Below are 21627 nucleotides of genomic sequence, written 5' to 3'. Positions count from 1 at the left end.
TTTGTAAGGGTTCATCTAGTTTCATTTTCATTGTTTATGATAGAATGAATATGTTGAACATTCTTACATAAAAAGGTGTAGAAAATGAAAAAAATCCTTGTTTTAAATGGTCCCAATTTAAATTTGCTTGGCAAAAGAGAGCCTAATATTTATGGTAACAATACGCTTGAATATTTAATTGAGCATTTACAGAAGGTAGGTACATCCTACGGTGTAATGATTGATGCCTTTCAATCCAATCATGAAGGTGACCTTATAGACCAAATTCATCATGCAGAAGAGGAAAACTATACAGGGATTATTTTAAATCCTGGAGCATTTACCCATTATAGTTATGCGATTCGCGATGCGATTGCTTCTATCCAGGTTCCCGTTGTTGAAGTGCATATTTCAAATGTGCATGCAAGGGAAGCATTCCGAAGAGAGTCCGTTACTGCACCTGTTACCGTTGGTCAGATTGTTGGTTTTGGTTTTTTTGGTTATGAATTGGCTCTGAAAGCTGTGGTTGAATACATAAAAAGGGGAGATTGAAGATGGGAAAACTGGAAAAACTACGGAAGGCTTTGCAGGGAAACGGAATAGACGGTATTTTAATAACAAGTCCTTATAATCGCAGATATGTTTCCAATTTCACTGGTACTGCTGGAGTTGTGCTCATAACCGAAGACAAAGCATTGTTTATTACGGATTTTCGTTATATTGAGCAGGCATCGAAACAGGCAGTAGGCTTTACCATTGTTCAACATAAAGGCCTAATTCATGAAGAAATAGCCAGCCAGGTGAAAAATCTAGGCATCAGGAGATTAGGATTTGAACAGGATTATATGACGTATTCTTCTTTCCAAACATATGAAAAAGCGATCCAAGCAGAATTAGTACCAGTCTCAAACCTAATTGAAAATTTACGCTTGATTAAGACGGAATCAGAGATTAAGATATTAAAGGAAGCTGCCGACATAGCAGATGCGGCATTCAAACATATTATAGATTATATTAAACCGGGATTGACAGAACTTGAAGTTTCGAATGAACTTGAGTTTTTTATGAGAAAATGTGGAGCTACGTCCTCGTCTTTTAACACTATTGTTGCTTCCGGAGTGCGATCTGCACTGCCACATGGAGTTGCTAGTGAAAAGGTTATTGAAAAAGGCGATTTTGTAACATTAGATTACGGTGCTCTTTATAAGGGGTATGTGTCTGATATTACCCGAACAGTAGCTGTTGGTGAGCCATCGGAAAAGCTAAAAGAAATTTATAACGTTGTATTGGAATCCCAATTACTTTCTATTGAAAAAATCAAACCTGGAATGACAGGGAAGGAAGCCGATGCCATTGCACGTGATTATATCTCCAGTCATGGTTATGGCGAATACTTCGGACATTCCTTAGGACATGGAATTGGCCTAGAAGTGCACGAAGGACCATCCTTATCTGTACGATCTGATGTAGTTTTACAACCAGGAATGATGGTAACTGTAGAGCCAGGAATTTATATTCCAGGACTAGGCGGCGTTAGGATAGAAGATGATACATTGATCACTGAAAACTCTAACGAAACGATAACACATTCAACAAAGGATTTAATAATTCTATAGAATGGATGCACAACGGAAATTTCTACACCGTAGAATTTGTCATATAAATGAGGAGGAAATAGAGTATGATTTCTGTAAATGATTTTCGCACAGGTTTAACCATTGAAGTAGATGGAGGTATTTGGCGTGTAATGGATTTCCAACACGTAAAACCAGGAAAGGGAGCGGCTTTTGTACGTTCTAAACTTCGTAACTTAAGAACTGGTGCAATCCAAGAGAAAACATTCCGTGCCGGCGAAAAAGTAGAGAGAGCTCAAATTGATAACCGTAGAATGCAATATCTATATGCGAATGGTGATTCTCACGTATTTATGGATAATGAATCATATGAGCAAATCGAACTGCCAACAGCGGCAATTGAATATGAATTAAAGTTTTTAAAGGAAAATATGGAAGTAAATATTATGATGTACCAAACTGAAACACTTGGGGTTGAACTTCCAAATACAGTTGAATTAACTGTTACTGAAACGGAACCAGGAATTAAAGGAGATACAGCTTCCGGCGGTTCAAAACCTGCTACTGTAGAAACAGGTTTAGTTGTTCAAGTTCCTTTCTTTGTGAATGAAGGCGACAAGCTAATTATCAATACAACTGATGGTTCATATGTTTCAAGAGCCTAACTACAAATGAAAAATAGGAAGAAATCGAAAGCAATTTCGATTTCTTTTTTTATGCCTATTTTTCTAAGTCATAATTTTGATAGAATCGAATACATTTAGTATCGGGAGGACTGGTGAAAATAGTAGTTCATTTTCACTTGTACAAAGGAGGAATCAATGATGGAGAATATATTATCCTTATTGCCAAAAACAATTTCCGAAAAAATAGAAGAATTACCGACTCCCATATTACATTCCTTGGAAGAAATTCGTATTCGAATCAGTCGTCCTTTAGAAGTAATAGCAAAGAATGAACCTTTATTTCTTCCTTATATTGTATTAGAAGAGGATGCTGAGCAATTCCTAAATAGAATAGCGAATCATTCATTTTACACATTAGATGAAGAATTAAAAAAAGGTTATATCACTATTAGCGGTGGGCACCGAGTGGGGCTAGCAGGTAAAGTCATCCTTGAAAATGGTTATGTAAAAGCTATTAGAAATTTATCCTCCTTTAATATTAGGATTGCCAAAGAAAAGATTGGGGTTGCGGAAAGCTGTCTTCCCTATCTATATCAAAATAGATGGCAACATACGATGATTATCGGACCGCCGCAAACGGGCAAAACTACTTATTTGCGGGATATTGCAAGAATCATTTCAACTGGTTCAAAGGACAAGCATATACCGCCAATGAAGGTTGGGATTGTGGATGAAAGATCAGAAATCGCAGGATGTGTAAGAGGGGTTCCGCAATTACAATTTGGTCCAAGAGTAGACATACTGGATGCTTGTCCGAAGGCAGAGGGAATGATGATGATGATACGTTCCATGAGTCCCGATGTGTTAATAGTAGATGAAATCGGTAGAGAAGAAGACAGTAAAGCGATTATGGAAGCAATAAATGCAGGAATAACATTAGTGATGACTACTCATGGAAAGTCATTAGAAGAAATTCAAAAAAGACCTATTGTGAAAGATATTTTGCAGCTCCAAGTATTTGAGAGGTTTATTGAATTATCACGTTCAAACGGTCCTGGAACCATTAAATCCATTAAGGATGGACATGGAAATGCACTCAGAATAAAAGCAGGTGTTTCCTCATGATAAAAATTATAGGTGCCCTTTTTATTATCTTATCAACAACTTGGGCAGGGTTTGAAATTTCTAGACATCTAACAGAGCGACCAAAGCAATTACGATGGTTTAAATCAGCATTGCAATCGCTTGAAGCAGAAATTATGTATGGCCATACTCCACTTCATGAAGCAGCAAGAAAGCTTTCAACTCAATTTCCAAAACCACTTTCTATTTTTTTTTCTTCCTTTGCTAGCAAATTGCTCACCGTTGAAACTACTGTGAAAAATGCATGGGAAGCAAGTTTACAAGAAATCTGGAAGATGACATCTCTGAAGCAAAATGAGTATGAGATATTAGCTCAATTTGGAGAAAATTTAGGGAAGCATGACCGTTTTACGGAACAAAAAAATATAAATCTCACTATTACACATTTGGAAAGGGAAGAGGCGGATGCATACGACAGACAGCAGCGTTATGAAAAAATGGTGAAAAGCATGGGGTTCTTGTCAGGTTTATTAATTGTCATTTTATTGATGTAGCAAGAATGGAGGAGAAATAGTGGGGATTGATGTTGATATTATATTTAAAATAGCGGGAGTAGGAATTGTAGTCGCATTTCTGCATACCATTTTGGATCAAGTCGGCAAAAAAGAGTACGCCCAATGGGTAACACTATTTGGATTTATATATATTTTGTTTATGGTTGCATCTATTGTTAGTGATTTATTTGGAAAAATTAAATCCGTGTTCTTATTTCAATAGAGGAATTGTTCTTATCTTTTTGAAAAAAGGAGGGCTTAAGGATTGAAATTATTCAAATAGTGGGAATTTCCCTTATTACAACCTTTTTAGCTTTGATTATTAAAGAACAAAAACCAAATTTTGCATTTTTATTAGTTTTATTTGTTGGATGTGCCATCTTTTTGTTTTTAGTAGATCAATTAAGAGAAATCGTACAAATGGTACAAAGAATTGCTTCAAATGCAAATGTTAATACAATTTATGTCGAAACCATATTAAAAATAATCGGAGTTGCCTATATTGCAGAGTTCGCATCCCATATTTCAAAGGATGCCGGCCAAGGTGCAATGGCAGCAAAGGTAGAATTAGCAGGAAAAATTATTATTTTAGCGATGTCGATTCCCATATTAAGTGTACTTATTGAGACTGTCATCAATCTTATTCCAAAGGGATAATCCAAAAGATGGAGTAAAGAGGTGAAAGGAATTTGCGGCAATGGAAGCAGTTATTAATTGTATTATTTCTATTTTCAATCGGACAAAACACGGTGATGGCAGCAACGGATGAAAACAATGGTGATGCGTTACAGGAGAAGCTTGTTAATGAACAAATGAATGATTTAGGAATAGACGAACTTACGGGATATTGGGAAAAGATTGTGGATGAATATGGAGGTTTTTTACCAGATAGTCAAAAAGGGAGCTTAGTAGAATTTATAAAAGGGGATAAGAGTTTTTCTTTAAATCAATGGTTACATGGGATTCTAAAATTTATGTTTCAGGAAATCGTTACGAATGGGAAGTTACTAGGGTCCTTAATCATTTTAACAATCTTTAGTTTATTTCTACAATCTTTGCATAATGCATTTGAACAAGGGACTATCAGTAAGGTAGCCTATTCAATCGTATTTATGGTATTAATTATCATTGCTCTCAATAGCTTTCATGTTGCTATAAATTATACAAAAGATGCTGTAAGTACAATGATTAATTTTATACTGGCGCTGATACCACTTCTATTGGCTTTAATATCCACCTCTGGAGGCATTACATCTGCTGCGTTTTTCCATCCTGTGATTATTTTCCTCATGAATACAAGCGGCATACTCGTTCAATATGTTGTTTTGCCCCTACTTTTATTATCAACATTATTAAGCATAGTCAGTACGCTTTCCGAGCAATATAAAGCAACACAATTAGCACAGCTTCTAAGAAATTGCTCTATCGGTTTATTAGGTATCTTTATGACGATTTTCTTAGGGGTCATTTCCGTACAAGGGACTGCAACTGCTGTAACCGATGGCATATCTATTAGAACAGCAAAATTTGTCACAGGAAATTTCATTCCTGTAATAGGAAGAATGTTTACGGATGCGGCCGATACGGTAATCAGCGCTTCCGTACTATTGAAAAATACATTGGGAATTGCCGGTGTCGCCATCGTTTTAATTATTGCAGCCTTTCCGGCTATAAAAATTCTTGCCTTAGCTTTTATGTTTAAATTTACTGCTGCCATCCTACAGCCTGTTGGAAATGGTCCTGTCATTGCTTGCTTAGATACAATCAGCAAAAATATGATCTATGTATTTGCCGCTCTAGCCATTGTCGCAATTATGTTTTTTCTGAGTCTTACCATCATTATTACCGCTGGAAATATAACCATGATGATGAGATAAAAAAACAATAAATTTACCAGAATGGAGGTAACTCCATGCATTTCTTAACAGAATGGATCATGAATATTATTGTGTTTATCCTTTTAGCTATGATTGTGGACATGCTGCTTCCAAGTTCCGCGATGAAAAAATACACAAAATTAGTTACTGGGTTGCTATTAATCGCCATCATTTTAACACCAGTTTTAAAGATTTTTTCTCAAGACTTTGATAGTTTAATGGATCAAGTATCTGCAAAATCGATTGTAAACAAAAATAAAGTAGAAAATTTAATAGAAATGAAAAAAAAAGAAATACAAGCATCCCAAGATGCATATAAATTAAAACAAGTGGCTGTCCAAATGAAAAAAGAAGTGAATAAGGAGTTGATAGACCGTTTTGGAAAAAGCATAGATGGTGATATCTCCATAACATTGAAAGATCAGGGAAAGGTTTCGGTAGATAATATTGATAAAATCGTTCTTTATCTAAAGGATGAAGAGGATGACAACGCAGTAGCAGCCATTGAACCTATCAAAATTGATACACAAAAACCAGTTGATAATCAAAATTCCGCAGAAGCAGATAGCATAATCACATTTCTAACTAGTAAGTGGAACATAACGGACCAATCGATAGAGCTACATTTTGAAAGGGGGGACAAGTAGCTAAATGAGCGAAAAGAAAGGGCCCTTCGACTGGATAAAGGAAAAGTTGTTTGCCTCACAGGAACAATCGGGAGGCGGAAAAAAAAATACAAAGCTTCAATACTTTTTAATTCTGCTGCTCTTTGGGGTTGCCATCATGCTGATTAGTAATATTTGGAGTAAAAACCAAAACGATACTTCTTCCACACCTGTCTTAAATCAGCCCAATGAACAGAAAGATGTAGCCACTTTTGGAACTGGTTCATCAAAGAAACAGGCAAAAACGATGAAAGACTATGAGGAACATTATGAAAGTGAACTAAAAGATGCATTGGAACAAATAGACGGTGTAGGAAAGGTAAAAGTAGTGGTCAATGTTGGATCAACGGAAAGCAAAGTATACGAAAAAAATACTACTACTCAAAATCAAACTACAACGGAAACAGATCAAAATGGCGGTGAACGAAAGGTAGAAGACCTTTCGCAGGATGAAAAATTAGTGATCATCCGCAATGGAGAAAATGAGACTCCTATTGTTACAGAAACAAAGAAACCTAATATCGAAGGCGTTCTAGTTGTAGCAGAAGGAGCAAAAAATATAACCATTCAAAGATGGGTGAAAGAAGCAGTAGCCAGAACATTTGATGTTCCGGATTATAAGGTAACCGTATTACCGAAAAAAAATTAAGGGGGAATTACCATGTTACTTAAAAAACAAACTGTTTGGTTATTAACAATGCTTAGTCTTGTCGTAGTTCTATCAGTCTATTATGTTACTTCGGAGCCTAAATCAACAAATGATCTTGCGATGGTAGATAAAAACGGCGAAAAAACAAATGATAAAGCAAATTCTTCCACATCGAAAAAAGGTGAGAAGGTGAATATTTCTACTCAAGTAGCCGGTGATCAAGCATTTGAGGCAATGCGTCTGTCAAGAGATGATGAAAGAAGTAAATTAAAAGAACAATTAACGAATAAATTAGCCACTTCCAATCTATCTGCTGAAGAAAAAAATAAAGCATATGATGAAATGAAAAAACTCCAGGACACTGCTCAGCAGGAACAAGTACTGGAAACTCTTATTAAATCACATGGTTACCAAGATGCACTAGTACAATCTGACGGTACAAATATTAATATTACCGTAAAATCTAAGGAGAAAAGCACAGCTGCAGCAAACGAAATCATTAAACTTGTAGAACAACAAATAGGTAGTTCTCCACAAGTTGCAGTAGAGTTTCAAAAATAAGGGAAGCAAATTCCCTTTTTTTGTTGCCTAGGAACTTATTAACTCGAAACCCGTAGACAACTTTTAATAGTTGTCTCCTTTTAGTTTCAGCGCCTAACGACTAGCGGCTTTCTAATAGTCCTTACTGCGATAAGACTGTATCGGTAAAATTACATTTCAAATTTTACACATCCGTACGCCGATGTGCAAGGTGCTAGAGTATTTGTTCTTTTTATAAATTAATATTACACTTACTCGGGACAGTTGAATTTTTAATCCATGTTACGTATGATATTAGTAGTTAGTCCTAATTACTGTTATCCTTTTTTAATAGAGAAAGTTTATAATAATAGGAAACAGGGTAACAGCTATATCAAAATAAACATGGAAAGACTATTGATGATTCCATAAATTTTAGAAGAGGTGTAATATGTTTAAAATTCAAGAAATACGTGAAATTATTAAACTTGTTGATGGATCAAGTATTGATGAATTTGAATTCGAGGCGGAAGGCGCTTCATTAAAAATGAAAAAACGCTCTGGAGTTGCTGTAGTAGAAGCGCAAGTACAACCAGTTCAGCAACAATTGGTTCAAAGCGTACCACAAGCTGCAGTAGCAGCTCCTGTTGAAAATGCAATTACAAATCGAGTAGAGAGCAATGTTGAGCCAGCTCCAGCGCAAGATGCAAACTTACATAAAATTGTTTCTCCGATGGTAGGTACTTTCTATCAATCCCCATCACCTGATAAGGATGCTTATGTAAAAGTAGGATCCCAAGTAAAAAACGATACTATTGTATGTATCGTAGAGGCAATGAAGCTATTTAATGAGATTGAAGCAGAAGTAGAAGGAGAAATCGTGGAAATCCTAGTTAAAGACGGTCAGCTTGTTGAATACGGACAACCACTATTCTTGGTAAAGACGAAGTAAGGAGCGATCACGAGTGATAAAGAAAATTTTAATTGCCAATCGAGGAGAGATTGCTGTCCGAATAATTCGTGCATGCCGTGATTTAGGAATAGAGGCTGTATCAGTTTATTCGGAGGCGGATAAAGAAGCTCTTCATGTTCAAATGGCAGATGAAGCTTATTGTATCGGTCCAAAAGCTTCAAAGGACAGTTACTTAAATTTTACAAATATTATTAGCGTAGCCAAATTGACTGGTTGTGATGCTATTCATCCGGGTTATGGATTTCTTGCGGAAAACGCTGACTTTGCAGAGCTTTGCCGCGCTTGCAACATTACTTTTATAGGACCTAGCCCTGAAGCAATTTCTAAAATGGGTACGAAAGACGTTGCGAGAGAGACAATGAAGGCTGCCGGTGTTCCGATTGTCCCTGGATCACAAGGAATCATCGAGAGTATCGAGGAAGCTACGGAACTCGCGAATGAAATTGGATATCCTGTCATTATTAAGGCGACTGCCGGCGGTGGCGGAAAAGGAATTCGTGTCGCTAGAACAGAAGAGGAACTCAAAAAGGGTATTAATATTACACAACAAGAAGCCGCCACTGCATTTGGAAATCCAGGCGTATATATTGAAAAGTATATTGAAGACTTCCGTCATGTGGAAATTCAAATAATGGCAGACCAACATGGAAATGTGATTCACCTTGGAGAAAGGGATTGTTCAATCCAAAGACGTCTACAAAAATTATTGGAAGAAACGCCATCACCGGCATTAAATAGCGAAATCCGTGAAAAAATGGGTGAAGCAGCGGTAAAAGCCGCGAAAGCGGTTGATTATTCCGGTGCGGGTACAGTAGAATTTATATATGATTACAATCATCAAAAGTTCTACTTTATGGAAATGAATACTCGTATTCAAGTGGAGCATCCTGTAACTGAACTTGTAACTGGCGTAGATTTAATTAAAGAAATGATTTTCGTTGCTTCCGGTAAGCCTTTATCCCTGAAACAGGAGGATGTAACATTCAATGGATGGGCGATTGAATGTCGTATTAATGCAGAAAATCCCGAGAAAAACTTTATGCCGTCTGCGGGAAAAATTAATATGTATTTACCGCCTGGTGGTTTAGGAATTCGTGTGGATTCTGCAGCATATCCTGGTTATACTATCCCACCTTATTATGATTCTATGATTGCAAAAGTGATCTCATATGGTGCTACTCGGGAAGAAGCTATTGCTCGAATGAAACGTGCTTTAAGCGAATTTGCGGTTGAGGGTGTTAAAACAACTATTCCTTTTCATTTGAAGTTATTAGAAAATGAAGTATTTGTATCCGGAGATTTTAACACGAAGTTTCTCGAGAAATATGATGTAATGAAATAATGCTCTATGGAGGTGTTGACATGGTAGAAACAAATCCAATGTTAGAGATGGAAACAGTAAATAATGAGCTTGGCAAGGTAGAAATCGCTCCAGAAGTCATTGAGGTTATTGCCGGTATTGCAGCGTCAGAAGTAGAAGGTGTTGCACAAATGCGCGGAAACTTTGCAAGTGGTGTGGCAGAGCGTCTAGGCAGAAAAAATCATGGCAAAGGTGTAAAAGTCGATTTAGCGGAAGATGGCATTAAAGTGGATGTATACTGTATTATGAATTTCGGTGTCTCGATTCCGACTGTTGCACAAAAAATTCAAGATAATATACGACAAGCTTTAGTGAATATGACAGCTTTAGTTGCAGATGAAGTAAATATTCATATTGTTGGGATTCAATTTGAGAATCTGAAGCATGAAAGCGAAATCGATGCAGAGCTTTCATAATTAAATGAGGTTTTCCTTTAAGTGTCTGGCACCATAGTTACTCAATACTTAGGATGATACATTCTATTATTGATGTTGGTGTCAGGCACTTATTGTTTTTTCGAAAAACATAAATTATTTATTGATTTTTTACAAAACATTCGGAGGTTCTCCTTTTTATGATATTATCTTTTATGGTAACACTTTGAATGTAATACAATAAATTTGCGCATAAAAAGATATACCTAATATTTTTACAATCAAAAGGAGAAATACATAATGATGAAAAGAAGAACAGCAAGAGAAAAAGCTCTTCAAGCATTATTTCAAATAGATATGAATGAAGCGAGTCCAGAGGATGCTATGAATAATATCCTGCAAGGTGCACCCGTAGATCCATATCTTTCTGAATTGGTTCATGGAACTTCCAAAAATTTAAAGGAAATTGATGAAATCATATCCAATCACTTAGAAAATTGGTCTGTTAATCGACTAGCTAAAGTGGAATTGAATATTTTACGGTTGGCAGTATATGAATTGAATTATGTCTCTGATGTTCCAGCGAATGTAGTAATCAATGAAGCATTGGAGATTTCAAAGCGTTTTGGAGATGAGAAGTCCAGTAAATTTATTAACGGTGTTCTTGCGAAAATAAAAGATTCCATGAGTAAGTAAAGAAGAATTCTTATTCAGTCCTTTTCGCACAGAACATCATCCAATAAGGGGATGGGTCGAATGCCAGCGAAAATTATGGATGGTAAAAGAATTGCAGAAGAAATTCGTGAGGAAATAAAAAAAGAAGTGACAGATTTATCGAAAAAAGGAGTTATTCCTGGGCTTGCAGTTATCTTAGTTGGGAATAACCCTGCTTCAAGGACGTATGTAACAAATAAGCAAAAAAGTTGTCATGCATTAGGAATGAAATCAGTGTTAATCGAATTAAGCACAGAAATTACAGAAAATGATTTACTTCATAAAATCGAAGAACTAAATGAAGATAAATCAATCCACGGTATTTTGGTGCAGTTGCCTTTGCCAGCCCATATTAATAAAAAAAATGTAATCGAAAAGATTCATCCGGAAAAAGATGTGGATGGTTTTCATCCCATTAATATCGGTAAAATGATGACAGGCCAAGATACATTTTTGCCTTGCACACCATTTGGCATTATGGAAATGATCAAACACGAAAAAATTGACATTGAAGGAAAACATGTAGTCGTTATTGGCAGAAGTAATATCGTTGGCAAGCCTGCTGGTCAATTATTTTTGAACGAAAATGCTACGGTTACTTATTGTCATTCTAAAACAAAGAATCTGTCCCTATACACTAAACAGGCAGATATTCTTATTGCGGCTATTGGAAAGGCAAAATTTGTAACAGAGGATATGGTGAAGGAAGATGCAGTCGTAATTGATGTAGGGATGAATAGAGATCAGACCGGAAAATTATGTGGTGATGTTGACTTTGAACATGTTAAAAGTAAAGCCTCGTACATTACACCTGTTCCTGGTGGAGTCGGACCAATGACGATAACCATGTTGCTATTCAACACCTTAAAATCTGCGCAGAAGGTTTTACAAAGTCGCAATTGATGACAAAAAAGTGTATAATTAAAAGAAAAAGCTGTCTTCCAAAAAAATGCAGGAAGCAGCTTTTCTTCAAATAATAAGAAATATTATATTTATGAAATTTAATTTATAACGAGTTTATCTCTGTTTAGCTACAGCGCCTTTCGGCTTGCGAATGTGTACGTCTTCTCGTCTTCTCCGACGATAAGTCAACGTCAGGTTAAAATGGTAGTATTTCCCATATTTCGCAAGCTACCTCTAGGACAGTTTCCTTTATCTCAGTCAAAAGACTAAGTCCTTACGCTGGAGCTACGGAGCATACGCTTTTCTTAACCATAATTGTAGGTGTTATCATGTCAAATCAAAAATACTTAAGCGTTCAAGCTCTAACTAAATATATAAAAAGAAAATTTGATGCAGACCCTTATTTAACAGATATTTATGTTAAGGGGGAAATTTCGAATTGCAAACGGCATTCAAGTGGTCATATTTATTTTACATTGAAAGATGCAAAAGCAAGGATATTATCCGTTATGTTTTCTTCATCAGCGAATGCTTTGAAATTTGAACCGGAAAATGGGATGAATGTTTTAATAAGAGGCTCTATTTCTGTTTACGAATCAAGTGGTCAATATCAAATATATGTAAAGGAAATGCAGCCAGACGGAATAGGCAGTCTATATTTGGCGTACGAGCAGCTCAAAGAAAAACTTGAAAAGGAGGGACTTTTTTCTCTAGAAAGAAAACGTAAGATTCCTTCTTATCCTAAAGTAATCGGTGTTATTACCTCACCAACTGGTGCAGCGGTTAGAGATATTATCACGACAATAAGAAGGCGGTATCCAATTGGGGCTATAAATTTACATCCTGCACTTGTCCAAGGCGAAAATGCTGCAAAGTCTATTGTTAAAGCAATTCAAAAAGCGAATGAATTAAAGAGGGCGGATGTATTAATTATCGGTCGCGGTGGCGGATCCATAGAGGAATTATGGGCTTTTAACGAGGAAATTGTTGCAAGAGCAATCTTTTCATCCGATATTCCAGTAATATCTGCAGTTGGCCACGAAACGGATTTCACCATCGCCGATTTTGTTGCTGATTTAAGAGCGCCAACGCCAACTGGTGCAGCTGAATTGGCAGTTCCTCATATTGAAGAATTGATGGAAAGATTATTAAATAAGAAATCCAGATTAATTAGAGGGATGGCAGATAAATATCGCCATGAAAAGAAGCGTCTGGACTATATAGATAGATCCTATATTTTGAAGAATCCTCATTTGCTTTATCAGCAAAAAATGGAACATATTGATCGACTTACTGAAAGATTAACTCGTGAAAATCAACTTTTATATCAACGTGCAAAATCAGAATTACAGTTTTTAAAACAGCGACTTTATCGAAATCGTCCTTCCGAACAATTAATCAGGGAGAAGGAAGCTTGCGAACGCTTGGAAAAGGCACTGAAAAAAAATGTACAAATTATTTTGCGAAATAAAGAAAAGGATTTCTCTCAAATGGTAGGTACTTTACAAGCTTTAAGTCCTTTAAAAATAATGGATAGAGGATATAGCGTTACTTATACGAAAGAAAATTCTCTCTTAAAAAGTATTTCACAAACAAACACCGGCGATTCCATTTTAGTAAGAGTTTCAGACGGTACTTTAAATTGTACAGTCGATAAGATAGAAAGGAGTTTAGATAATGAGTGAAACCATTTCATTTGAAGAGGCTATGGAAAAATTAGAAGTAATTGTACAGCGGTTAGAAGAGGGGGATGTCCCTTTGGAAGAGGCTTTAAATATTTATAAGCAGGGAATGGAGCTATCTAAGCTTTGCCACGATAAATTAAAGAATGTCGAAGAGCAATTAGCAAAAGTAATTACAGATGATGGGGAAGAGGAGTTTATCATCAAGGAGGAAGAAGATTGAGTACAACTGAGTTGAACGTGTTTATGAAGGAATACATTGTTCAAATTGAAAAGGAATTATCAAAGCAAATTGATGTTTTAAATGCTCCATCCATCATAAAAAAAGCGATGGATTATTCCCTGCAAGCCGGTGGAAAAAGAATTCGGCCAATATTACTGTTATCTACATTACACGCGTTAAATCAAGAAATTAATAGAGGCTTGTCTTGTGCTTGCGCGGTTGAAATGATTCATACATATTCACTTATTCATGATGATCTTCCTGCAATGGATAATGATGATTTACGAAGAGGGAAACCTACAAATCACAAAGTTTTCGGAGAAGCAATGGCCATACTTGCTGGTGATGGTTTGTTAACTTACAGTTTTCAACGCATTGCAGAAGATCAACAACTTACAGCTCAAGAAAAAGTAGAACTTATCAAGCTGTTAGCAATGGCGGCTGGCGCTGAGGGAATGGTAGGTGGACAAGTAGCAGATATGGAAGGAGAAAACACAACTTTGTCCATTGACCAGTTAGAATATATTCATGCAAATAAAACTGGAAAATTAATTACCTTTTCGGTTGTGGCTGGAGCAATAATTGGTGGTGCAACTCAAAAACAGCAAGAATTGTTCAGTAAATTTGCCAATCATATTGGAATAGCTTTTCAAATAAGAGATGATGTTCTAGATATTGAAGGGGATCAAGCAATTATCGGTAAACCGGTTGGAAGTGACATAACCAATCATAAAAGCACATATCCTTCCCTTCTGTCTCTGGAGGGAGCAAAGGAACGGCTGCATTATCATATTAACCAGGCAAAGAAAATTCTAGAGCAAACAGGGTTGCGAACAGAGCTTCTTTTCCAGATGACGGATTTAATAGCTGTAAGAGATCGGTAAAGATTCACTCGCGGGTTCAAATTGAGAAGAATTGGATGTTATGTTATACTTAACGTGCTTATATAATCAATTTTACATATCCTAATGATTATTTATTTGTGTGAATGTTGCCGTTATCACATATGTGTTAGCGGCACTTTTTCCATTAGGAATAAATAATATAGCCTTTTATTGTAGAAAATGAGATTATTATTATAATCAGATATAGAGGAATATATATAGGAAAGTGAGTGATCCATTTTGGATCTATTATCCATTAAAGACCCTGCATTTTTAAAAAATATGAATATAGACCAATTAAAAGATTTTAGTGAAGAGATTCGACATTTCTTAATTGAAAAGATCTCGAAAACAGGTGGGCATATTGGGCCGAATTTAGGAGTTGTCGAATTAACGATAGCACTTCACAAATGCTTTAACAGTCCCACTGATAAAATTTTATGGGATGTTGGACATCAATCATATGTTCATAAAATATTAACTGGACGTGCAGATCAATTTGATACGCTAAGACAATTTAAAGGACTTAGTGGATTTCCTAAGATGGCAGAAAGTGAACATGACGTGTGGGAAACGGGACATAGTTCTACTTCTTTATCTGCTGCGATGGGAATGGCAATTGCAAGAGATATAAAGGGGGAAAAATCCTTTATAGTTCCTGTAATTGGTGATGGTGCATTAACGGGCGGAATGGCACTTGAGGCTTTGAATCATATTGGGCATGAACAAAAAGATATAATAGTCGTATTAAATGATAATGAAATGTCAATAGCGCCAAATGTTGGTGCTCTTCACAATGTATTAGGGAGACTTAGAACTGCCGGAAAGTACCGCTGGGCTAAAGACGAGCTAGAAAGTTTCCTTAAAAAAATCCCCGCAGTTGGCGGAAAACTTGCAGCTACTGCCGAGAGAATCAAGGATAGCTTAAAATATTTAGTTGTTTCCGGCATATTTTTTGAGGAATTAGGTTTTACTTATTTAGGTCCTGTAGATGGTCATAATTTTGAAGCATTATTTGAGAACTTTCAATATGCGAAAAAAACAAAAGGGCCTATTCTCTTACACGTTATCACCAAAAAAGGTAAAGGGTATAAACCTGCTGAGAATGATACGATTGGAACATGGCATGGTACTGGCCAATACAAAATCGAAACAGGAGATTTTATTAAACCTGTAAATGCTCCCCCTGCATGGAGTAAATTAGTGAGTGATACAGTATTAAAGCTTGCTAAAAAAGATAAAAGAATAGTGGCAATTACACCGGCAATGCCTGTAGGTTCCAAACTGGAAAAATTTGCAGAGCAGCTGCCGGACAGAATGTATGATGTAGGAATTGCTGAACAGCATGCTGCAACCGTTGCAGCAGGATTGGCTACACAAAAAATGAAACCCTTCCTTGCCATATACTCAACATTCCTACAACGCGCCTATGATCAGGTTGTTCATGATATTTGCCGCCAAAATCTAAATGTTTTTATTGGCATTGACCGTGCAGGATTAGTTGGTGCTGATGGAGAAACACATCAAGGTGTTTTTGACATCGCCTTTTTGCGCCATATTCCGAATATAGTTATTATGATGCCGAAAGATGAAAATGAAGGTCAGCATATGGTAAATACGGCAATTAAATATGATGGTGGCCCAATTGCTATGAGATATCCACGAGGGAATGGGATTGGCGTTCCGTTGGATGAAGACCTGAGACAAATTCCAATAGGCACATGGGAAGTGTTAAGAGAAGGTACGGATGCTGCGATTCTAACGTTTGGAACGTCTATACCAATGGCAATGGAAGCAGCAAACCGTCTGCAAAAACAAGGATATTCTGTTAAAGTGGTTAATGCTAGGTTTATTAAGCCATTAGATGAAAAAATGCTAAAAGGCATATTGGATCAAAATATGCCAATTTTAACGATAGAAGAGGCAGTGTTACAAGGCGGTTTTGGAAGCTTTGTAATGGAGTTTGCACATAATCATGGCTATTATCATAGTGTGATTGACAGAATGGGGATACCAGATCAATTTATTGAACATGGCAATGTAGATAAATTATTAGAAGAAATTGGGTTTACGGCCGAAAATGCAGTAAATAAAATTATCTCAATTTCTCCCAAAAAACAAAAAAGGGCATAATGATGAAAATGAAAAAGCAACGATTAGATATACTTCTTGTGGAAAGAGGGCTTATCGAGACGAGGGAGAAAGCGAAGCGGGCGATTATGGCAGGTCTCGTTTTCTCCAATGAAAATCGTTTAGATAAACCAGGAGAAAAAGTAAATGAAGATATACCCTTACAGATAAAAGGGAACGCTCTTCCGTATGTTAGCCGTGGCGGATTAAAGCTTGAGAAAGCATTAAAGGTTTTCGATGTGAAAGTACAAGATAAAATTTTATTAGATATTGGTGCATCAACAGGCGGATTTACGGATTGCGCATTACAGAACGGTGCAAAAATGTCCTATGCATTAGATGTTGGCTATAATCAGCTTGCATGGAAACTGCGGCAAGATGAACGGGTAGTGGTCATGGAAAGAACCAATTTTCGCTATGTAACTCCAGCAGATTTAATAGGGGACATGCCAAATTTTGCAACCATTGATGTCTCTTTTATTTCGCTATCTTTAATTTTACCTGTATTAAGAACACTATTAGTTCCTGATAGTGATATTATTGCTTTAATAAAACCGCAATTTGAGGCAGGAAAAGACCAAGTGGGCAAGAAAGGAATTGTTCGCGATAAAAGGGTACATGTACAAGTAGTGGAAAAAATTGTAGATTTAGCATTAGAACTTGGGTATAACACGGAGAATGTCTCTTATTCCCCGATAACAGGAGGAGAAGGAAATATAGAGTTTTTAATCCATTTAAAATGGTGCGGAGATTCTCGAGAAAAAGGACATAACCTTATACCTGGTGATATTAAGGAGCTAGTGGAAGAAGCACATATGGAATTATCAAAAGGAGCATCACACTGAGTGCTTCTTTTTTCTGGTATAAATATTTCTTTTTTTGAAATTGTATCTCAAAAATATCGCTAATCTGTTTTTTGTCAGTACAAGCTACTGTCAGTTAACGTATGATTAAGGACGCTTAGTTTTTGTTATTTGTATACAATTTTAAAGAAATAGGCTAACATGTTGATTAAATAGAGAAAATTTTTATGCTTCAGTATGAGGTGGTTAGGATGAGTAAGGGTCAACGATTAATTAAAATAAGAGAATTAATTACCACGTATGATATTGAAACACAGGATGAATTGGTAGATCGCTTGAAAAATGCAGGGTTTAATGTAACTCAAGCGACTATTTCACGCGATATTAAAGAACTTCACCTTGTGAAAATTCCATTAAACGATGGTCGATATAAATATAGTCTTCCTGCTGACCAAAGATTTAATCCTTTGCAAAAATTAAAAAGAAATTTAACAGATGCATTTATTAGCATCGATCATGCAGGTCATTTAATTGTTTTAAAAACATTGCCTGGAAATGCACATTCAATAGGCGCTTTGATTGATATTCTCGATTGGGATGAAATTGTTGGCACGCTTTGCGGAGACGATACATGTTTAATTATTTGCAGAGACGAGGAAAAATCAAGAATTATATCCGATAAAATTTTAGATATGCTTTAAAAATATTGAGGTGACTTTGCCTTGTTACAAGAATTAACTATTAGAAACTTTGCGATTATTGATGAATTGAATTTATCGTTTGAAAAAGGGTTAACCGCATTAACAGGGGAAACAGGTGCTGGTAAATCCATTATTATTGATGCTATCCATTTACTTGTTGGAGGCAGGGGATCAGTAGAATTTATTCGTCATGGAGAAAAAAAGGCAGAAATTGAAGGTTTGTTTACGATAAAAAACAATGAGCATCCATGTGTGGAACGTGCCCGTGAATTCGGCATCGAAATGGAAGATGGGATGATTGTACTGCATCGGGATATTTCCGTAAACGGTAAAAATGTGTGCAGAATCAACGGTAAACTCGTCACCATTTCCGTTTTACGTGAGTTTGGGAGCACATTAGTAGATATTCACGGCCAGCACGAGCATCAAGAATTAATGAATGAATCCTTGCATCTACAGTTGCTTGATCAATTTGGAAAGTCGGAAATTGAGAAGGCTATTGAAAATTACAGCGAAATTTATAAGAATTATGAACAAACCTTATCCCGCTTAAAGAAGCTTAGTGAGAACGAACAGCAAATGGCTCATCGACTGGATTTAATTCAGTTTCAATTACGGGAAATTCAAAATGCCGATCTTCAGTTGAATGAAGATGAGCAGCTATTAGATGAAAAAAGAAAGTTGATGAACTTTGAAAGATTATTCGATTCTTTAAAAACAAGTTTTGAAGCGCTGCAAGGAGAACAACGAGGGTTAGACTGGATTAGTTTGTTAATGACCCAGATGGAAACTGCAGCTGAGTTGAATAAAGAATATGAACCGATGCTGGAGTCCGTTTCTAACTGTTTTTATACGCTTGAGGATATTACAAGAAATTTAAGTGATGCATTAGATCATTTAGAATTTGAACCTGACCGCTTAAATGAGATTGAAAATCGATTAAACGAAATAAATCAATTGAAGCGTAAATATGGCCAGTCCATTCAAGGCATACTTGAATATGGGGCAAAAATAGAAGAAGAAATTGAAACCATTACAAACCGTGAAAGTCATATTGAAAAATTACAAAAGCGCTTATCAACCTTACAAAAGGATTTGTTTCTCGAAGGCAAACAGCTTAGCGATTTGCGGCGGAGATGGGCAAAAAGACTGACAGATGCAATTTCGAATGAACTAAAGCAACTCTACATGGATAAAACCATTTTTGAGGTTAAATTTCATCAAAGTACTGAAAATTATTTAGATATGCAAGATATTCCTTTTAGAAAAGATGGCCTGGATTCAGTTGAATTTTATATTTCAACAAACCCAGGAGAGCCATTAAAGCCATTGGTAAAGGTAGCTTCGGGCGGTGAACTGTCCAGAATAATGCTGGCATTAAAAACCATTTTTTCAAAACATCAAGGAATTACTTCCATTATTTTTGATGAAGTTGATACAGGTGTAAGTGGTCGTGTTGCACAAGCAATTGCTGAGAAAATTCAACAAATTTCAGTAGATTCACAAGTCTTTTGTATTTCACATCTTCCTCAGGTTGCTGCAATGGCTGATACTCACTTATTTATTAAAAAGGAAACAGCAGGAGGCAGGACAAGAACAAGTGTACAGCAATTATCGCCTGAGGAAAAAATTACAGAAATTGGCCGGATGATTTCTGGGGTAGAAATAACCGATGTGACCAAGGAACATGCCAAAGAATTAATTGAATTAGCTTATACTATAAAAACTACATGAAAAGCTATCCATAATGGGTAGCTTTTTTTCATTAGCTCTTGTTATATTTCGAGCGTTTCAAGGCTAAATTAAAACTGTAGCAAAGAAAAGCAAAGGCCCAGTTTCGCTACGACAAATAAAAGACAAGAGATAAAATAAGTGTGGACTAGAAGCGAGGAGAGTGAAAAGTTTGAAATGGGAACTTCTTAGAAAAATGTTAGGCGGATTTCTCCTTGTTTCACTTTGTTTAATAGGGTTTTCTAAACCTTTTCAAGACTATCTCCACATTCCAAAAAGCATCACCATTTTACAAGGTGATGAGATAAACTTTGCAAAAGCAGCAGAAGTTTCAGCGAATATAAATCAAGATCGTGTAAGCGTACATGACGAAAAACAATCGCTTGCCATAAAAGGAAAAAAAGTTGGGCAAGATGAAATACTTCTCGAATTAGCAGGTCTGCCAATTAAAAAAGTAGATGTAAAAGTATTAAAAAACTTTCGAGTTATACCAGGTGGACAATCCATTGGGGTAAAATTAAATTCAAAAGGTGTGCTTGTAGTAGGACATCATTTGGTCGAAACAATAAATGGTAAAGTTTCTCCGGGAGATCAAGCAGGTATAAAGGTAGGCGACATTATCACTAAATTAAATGGACAGACGATTGAAAAAATGTCTGATGTGGCTCCATTTGTTCAAGAAGCAGGTGAAAAAGGAACACCCTTGAAAGTAACCATCCAACGTGATACTGGAAAATTCAACACAGAAATTAAGCCGCAAAAAGATGAATCGGAAAAGATTTATAAATTGGGATTGTATATTAGAGATTCAGCAGCCGGTATAGGAACGATGACATTCATTGATCCGAAATCAAAAAAATATGGTGCGTTAGGACATGTTATTTCGGATATGGACACAAAAAAACCAATAGTGGTAGAAGATGGTCAAATTGTTAAATCGACTGTTACATCCATAGAAAAAGGAAGTAATGGAAATCCTGGTGAAAAATTAGCACGTTTTTCGACGGATCGAGAGGTAATTGGTGATATAAAACAGAATAGTCCATTTGGGATATTTGGCAATTTACACAAAGTGATTAAGAACGGCAAATATGATAAACCATTACCGATTGCTTTATCTGATCAGGTAAAAGAAGGCCCAGCAAAAATACTAACAGTCGTAGATGGGGATAAGGTAGAAGCATTCGATATAGAAGTGGTAAGCACGATCCCACAAAAATTTCCTGCTACAAAAGGAATGATCATCAAAGTGACAGATCCTAAACTCCTTGAGAAAACTGGGGGAATTGTACAGGGAATGAGTGGAAGTCCAATTATTCAAGATGGGAAATTGATAGGTGCCGTAACACATGTTTTTGTAAATGATCCAACTTCCGGATACGGAGTTCATATAGAGTGGATGTTAAACAAAGCTGGCATCAACATATATAATGATAAAGAAAAAGCAAGCTGAAAGAGCCTCTCTCTTCGGCTTGCTTTTTTATTAGAAAGGACGCAGGGACGTAATAGTGAATTATTTCGAAATATGTTATTATAAAATAAAGATTTTTCGACAAATGCACTAATGTATATCGAAAACGGTCGAAAACAAGAGAATTTTAAAGAAAACAGAAGAAAAACTTA

At 36.2% G+C, this 21627-nt stretch carries 24 protein-coding genes; all 24 read left to right on the top strand.

Annotated features, from left to right (window positions below; genetic code table 11):
• The first annotated feature begins 84 nt into the window (after window positions 1-84).
• Complete coding sequence (aroQ, locus tag CWO92_RS06645; protein ID WP_101353411.1) at window positions 85-531, top strand: type II 3-dehydroquinate dehydratase; 447 nt, start codon at window positions 85-87, stop codon at window positions 529-531.
• Between the two features lie 2 nt (window positions 532-533).
• Window positions 534-1595: a M24 family metallopeptidase gene (locus CWO92_RS06640; protein ID WP_101353410.1), complete on the top strand. Its 1062-nt coding sequence runs from the start codon at window positions 534-536 to the stop codon at window positions 1593-1595.
• A gap of 65 nt (window positions 1596-1660) precedes the next feature.
• On the top strand, window positions 1661-2218 hold the full coding sequence (gene efp / locus CWO92_RS06635) for an elongation factor P (protein ID WP_101353409.1): 558 nt from the start codon (window positions 1661-1663) through the stop codon (window positions 2216-2218).
• Window positions 2219-2377: 159 nt separating this feature from the next.
• Window positions 2378-3304: a stage III sporulation protein AA gene (gene spoIIIAA, locus CWO92_RS06630; protein ID WP_101353408.1), complete on the top strand. Its 927-nt coding sequence runs from the start codon at window positions 2378-2380 to the stop codon at window positions 3302-3304.
• Window positions 3301-3816 carry a stage III sporulation protein SpoIIIAB gene (spoIIIAB, locus tag CWO92_RS06625; protein ID WP_101353407.1) on the top strand — a complete coding sequence of 172 codons (516 nt, stop codon included), beginning with the start codon at window positions 3301-3303 and terminating at the stop codon, window positions 3814-3816. The genes spoIIIAA and spoIIIAB overlap by 4 nt, the downstream gene beginning before the upstream one ends.
• Window positions 3817-3835: 19 nt before the next feature.
• A complete protein-coding gene (gene spoIIIAC, locus CWO92_RS06620) occupies window positions 3836-4039 on the top strand; it encodes a stage III sporulation protein AC (protein ID WP_101353406.1) in 204 nt (67 codons plus the stop codon).
• Between the two features lie 50 nt (window positions 4040-4089).
• Window positions 4090-4473, top strand: a complete 384-nt coding sequence (gene spoIIIAD, locus CWO92_RS06615) for a stage III sporulation protein AD (protein ID WP_101353405.1) — start codon at window positions 4090-4092, stop codon at window positions 4471-4473.
• 32 nt (window positions 4474-4505) lie between these two features.
• A complete protein-coding gene (gene spoIIIAE / locus CWO92_RS06610; RefSeq protein ID WP_101353404.1) occupies window positions 4506-5693 on the top strand; it encodes a stage III sporulation protein AE in 1188 nt (395 codons plus the stop codon).
• A 35-nt stretch (window positions 5694-5728) separates the two neighbouring features.
• Window positions 5729-6340 carry a stage III sporulation protein AF gene (gene spoIIIAF, locus CWO92_RS06605; protein ID WP_101353403.1) on the top strand — a complete coding sequence of 204 codons (612 nt, stop codon included), beginning with the start codon at window positions 5729-5731 and terminating at the stop codon, window positions 6338-6340.
• Between the two features lie 4 nt (window positions 6341-6344).
• A complete protein-coding gene (spoIIIAG, locus tag CWO92_RS06600) occupies window positions 6345-7007 on the top strand; it encodes a stage III sporulation protein AG (RefSeq protein ID WP_101353402.1) in 663 nt (220 codons plus the stop codon).
• A gap of 12 nt (window positions 7008-7019) precedes the next feature.
• On the top strand, window positions 7020-7568 hold the full coding sequence (locus tag CWO92_RS06595) for a SpoIIIAH-like family protein (protein ID WP_101353401.1): 549 nt from the start codon (window positions 7020-7022) through the stop codon (window positions 7566-7568).
• Window positions 7569-7977: 409 nt separating this feature from the next.
• A complete protein-coding gene (gene accB / locus CWO92_RS06590; RefSeq protein WP_101353400.1) occupies window positions 7978-8478 on the top strand; it encodes an acetyl-CoA carboxylase biotin carboxyl carrier protein in 501 nt (166 codons plus the stop codon).
• 13 nt (window positions 8479-8491) lie between these two features.
• Window positions 8492-9841, top strand: coding sequence for an acetyl-CoA carboxylase biotin carboxylase subunit (accC, locus tag CWO92_RS06585; RefSeq protein ID WP_101353399.1), 1350 nt, complete (start codon window positions 8492-8494; stop codon window positions 9839-9841).
• 20 nt (window positions 9842-9861) lie between these two features.
• Window positions 9862-10275, top strand: a complete 414-nt coding sequence (locus CWO92_RS06580; RefSeq protein WP_101353398.1) for an Asp23/Gls24 family envelope stress response protein — start codon at window positions 9862-9864, stop codon at window positions 10273-10275.
• Window positions 10276-10536: 261 nt separating this feature from the next.
• A complete protein-coding gene (nusB, locus tag CWO92_RS06575) occupies window positions 10537-10929 on the top strand; it encodes a transcription antitermination factor NusB (RefSeq protein ID WP_165786626.1) in 393 nt (130 codons plus the stop codon).
• Between the two features lie 60 nt (window positions 10930-10989).
• Complete coding sequence (folD, locus tag CWO92_RS06570) at window positions 10990-11850, top strand: bifunctional methylenetetrahydrofolate dehydrogenase/methenyltetrahydrofolate cyclohydrolase FolD (protein ID WP_101353396.1); 861 nt, start codon at window positions 10990-10992, stop codon at window positions 11848-11850.
• 329 nt (window positions 11851-12179) lie between these two features.
• Window positions 12180-13535 carry an exodeoxyribonuclease VII large subunit gene (gene xseA / locus CWO92_RS06565; protein ID WP_101353395.1) on the top strand — a complete coding sequence of 452 codons (1356 nt, stop codon included), beginning with the start codon at window positions 12180-12182 and terminating at the stop codon, window positions 13533-13535.
• On the top strand, window positions 13528-13755 hold the full coding sequence (gene xseB, locus CWO92_RS06560) for an exodeoxyribonuclease VII small subunit (protein ID WP_101353394.1): 228 nt from the start codon (window positions 13528-13530) through the stop codon (window positions 13753-13755). The genes xseA and xseB overlap by 8 nt, the downstream gene beginning before the upstream one ends.
• Before the next feature lie 23 nt (window positions 13756-13778).
• A complete protein-coding gene (locus CWO92_RS06555; protein ID WP_101353523.1) occupies window positions 13779-14639 on the top strand; it encodes a polyprenyl synthetase family protein in 861 nt (286 codons plus the stop codon).
• Window positions 14640-14879: 240 nt separating this feature from the next.
• Window positions 14880-16772 (top strand): 1-deoxy-D-xylulose-5-phosphate synthase, encoded by a 1893-nt coding sequence (dxs, locus tag CWO92_RS06550; protein WP_101353393.1) that lies wholly within the window; start codon window positions 14880-14882, stop codon window positions 16770-16772.
• A gap of 2 nt (window positions 16773-16774) precedes the next feature.
• Window positions 16775-17614: a TlyA family RNA methyltransferase gene (locus CWO92_RS06545; protein WP_101353392.1), complete on the top strand. Its 840-nt coding sequence runs from the start codon at window positions 16775-16777 to the stop codon at window positions 17612-17614.
• Window positions 17615-17823: 209 nt separating this feature from the next.
• Window positions 17824-18273 carry a transcriptional regulator AhrC/ArgR gene (gene ahrC / locus CWO92_RS06540; protein ID WP_101353391.1) on the top strand — a complete coding sequence of 150 codons (450 nt, stop codon included), beginning with the start codon at window positions 17824-17826 and terminating at the stop codon, window positions 18271-18273.
• A 21-nt stretch (window positions 18274-18294) separates the two neighbouring features.
• The gene (gene recN / locus CWO92_RS06535; RefSeq protein WP_101353390.1) at window positions 18295-20007 is read left to right on the top strand and encodes a DNA repair protein RecN; all 1713 of its coding nucleotides are present in this window, start codon (window positions 18295-18297) and stop codon (window positions 20005-20007) included.
• 160 nt (window positions 20008-20167) lie between these two features.
• A complete protein-coding gene (spoIVB, locus tag CWO92_RS06530; RefSeq protein ID WP_437177517.1) occupies window positions 20168-21457 on the top strand; it encodes a SpoIVB peptidase in 1290 nt (429 codons plus the stop codon).
• Window positions 21458-21627: the final 170 nt, after the last annotated feature.

The organism is Heyndrickxia camelliae (genome assembly GCF_002844575.1).
GTDB lineage: Bacteria > Bacillota > Bacilli > Bacillales > Bacillaceae_C > Margalitia > Margalitia camelliae.
The sequence above is the reverse complement of the archived record's forward strand: the minus strand, read 5'-3'. Positions and strand labels throughout refer to the sequence as shown.

Bases quoted from the DNA above. Each gene is read 5' to 3' on its own strand.
- aroQ (WP_101353411.1), top strand. From the start codon at position 85: ATGAAAAAAATCCTTGTTTTAAATGGTCCCAATTTAAATTTGCTTGGC.
- CWO92_RS06640 (WP_101353410.1), top strand. From the start codon at position 534: ATGGGAAAACTGGAAAAACTACGGAAGGCTTTGCAGGGAAACGGAATA.
- efp (WP_101353409.1), top strand. From the start codon at position 1,661: ATGATTTCTGTAAATGATTTTCGCACAGGTTTAACCATTGAAGTAGAT.
- spoIIIAA (WP_101353408.1), top strand. From the start codon at position 2,378: ATGGAGAATATATTATCCTTATTGCCAAAAACAATTTCCGAAAAAATA.
- spoIIIAB (WP_101353407.1), top strand. From the start codon at position 3,301: ATGATAAAAATTATAGGTGCCCTTTTTATTATCTTATCAACAACTTGG.
- spoIIIAF (WP_101353403.1), top strand. From the start codon at position 5,729: ATGCATTTCTTAACAGAATGGATCATGAATATTATTGTGTTTATCCTT.
- spoIIIAG (WP_101353402.1), top strand. From the start codon at position 6,345: ATGAGCGAAAAGAAAGGGCCCTTCGACTGGATAAAGGAAAAGTTGTTT.
- CWO92_RS06595 (WP_101353401.1), top strand. From the start codon at position 7,020: ATGTTACTTAAAAAACAAACTGTTTGGTTATTAACAATGCTTAGTCTT.
- accB (WP_101353400.1), top strand. From the start codon at position 7,978: ATGTTTAAAATTCAAGAAATACGTGAAATTATTAAACTTGTTGATGGA.
- CWO92_RS06580 (WP_101353398.1), top strand. From the start codon at position 9,862: ATGGTAGAAACAAATCCAATGTTAGAGATGGAAACAGTAAATAATGAG.
- nusB (WP_165786626.1), top strand. From the start codon at position 10,537: ATGAAAAGAAGAACAGCAAGAGAAAAAGCTCTTCAAGCATTATTTCAA.
- folD (WP_101353396.1), top strand. From the start codon at position 10,990: ATGCCAGCGAAAATTATGGATGGTAAAAGAATTGCAGAAGAAATTCGT.
- xseA (WP_101353395.1), top strand. From the start codon at position 12,180: ATGTCAAATCAAAAATACTTAAGCGTTCAAGCTCTAACTAAATATATA.
- xseB (WP_101353394.1), top strand. From the start codon at position 13,528: ATGAGTGAAACCATTTCATTTGAAGAGGCTATGGAAAAATTAGAAGTA.
- CWO92_RS06555 (WP_101353523.1), top strand. From the start codon at position 13,779: ATGAAGGAATACATTGTTCAAATTGAAAAGGAATTATCAAAGCAAATT.
- CWO92_RS06545 (WP_101353392.1), top strand. From the start codon at position 16,775: ATGAAAATGAAAAAGCAACGATTAGATATACTTCTTGTGGAAAGAGGG.
- ahrC (WP_101353391.1), top strand. From the start codon at position 17,824: ATGAGTAAGGGTCAACGATTAATTAAAATAAGAGAATTAATTACCACG.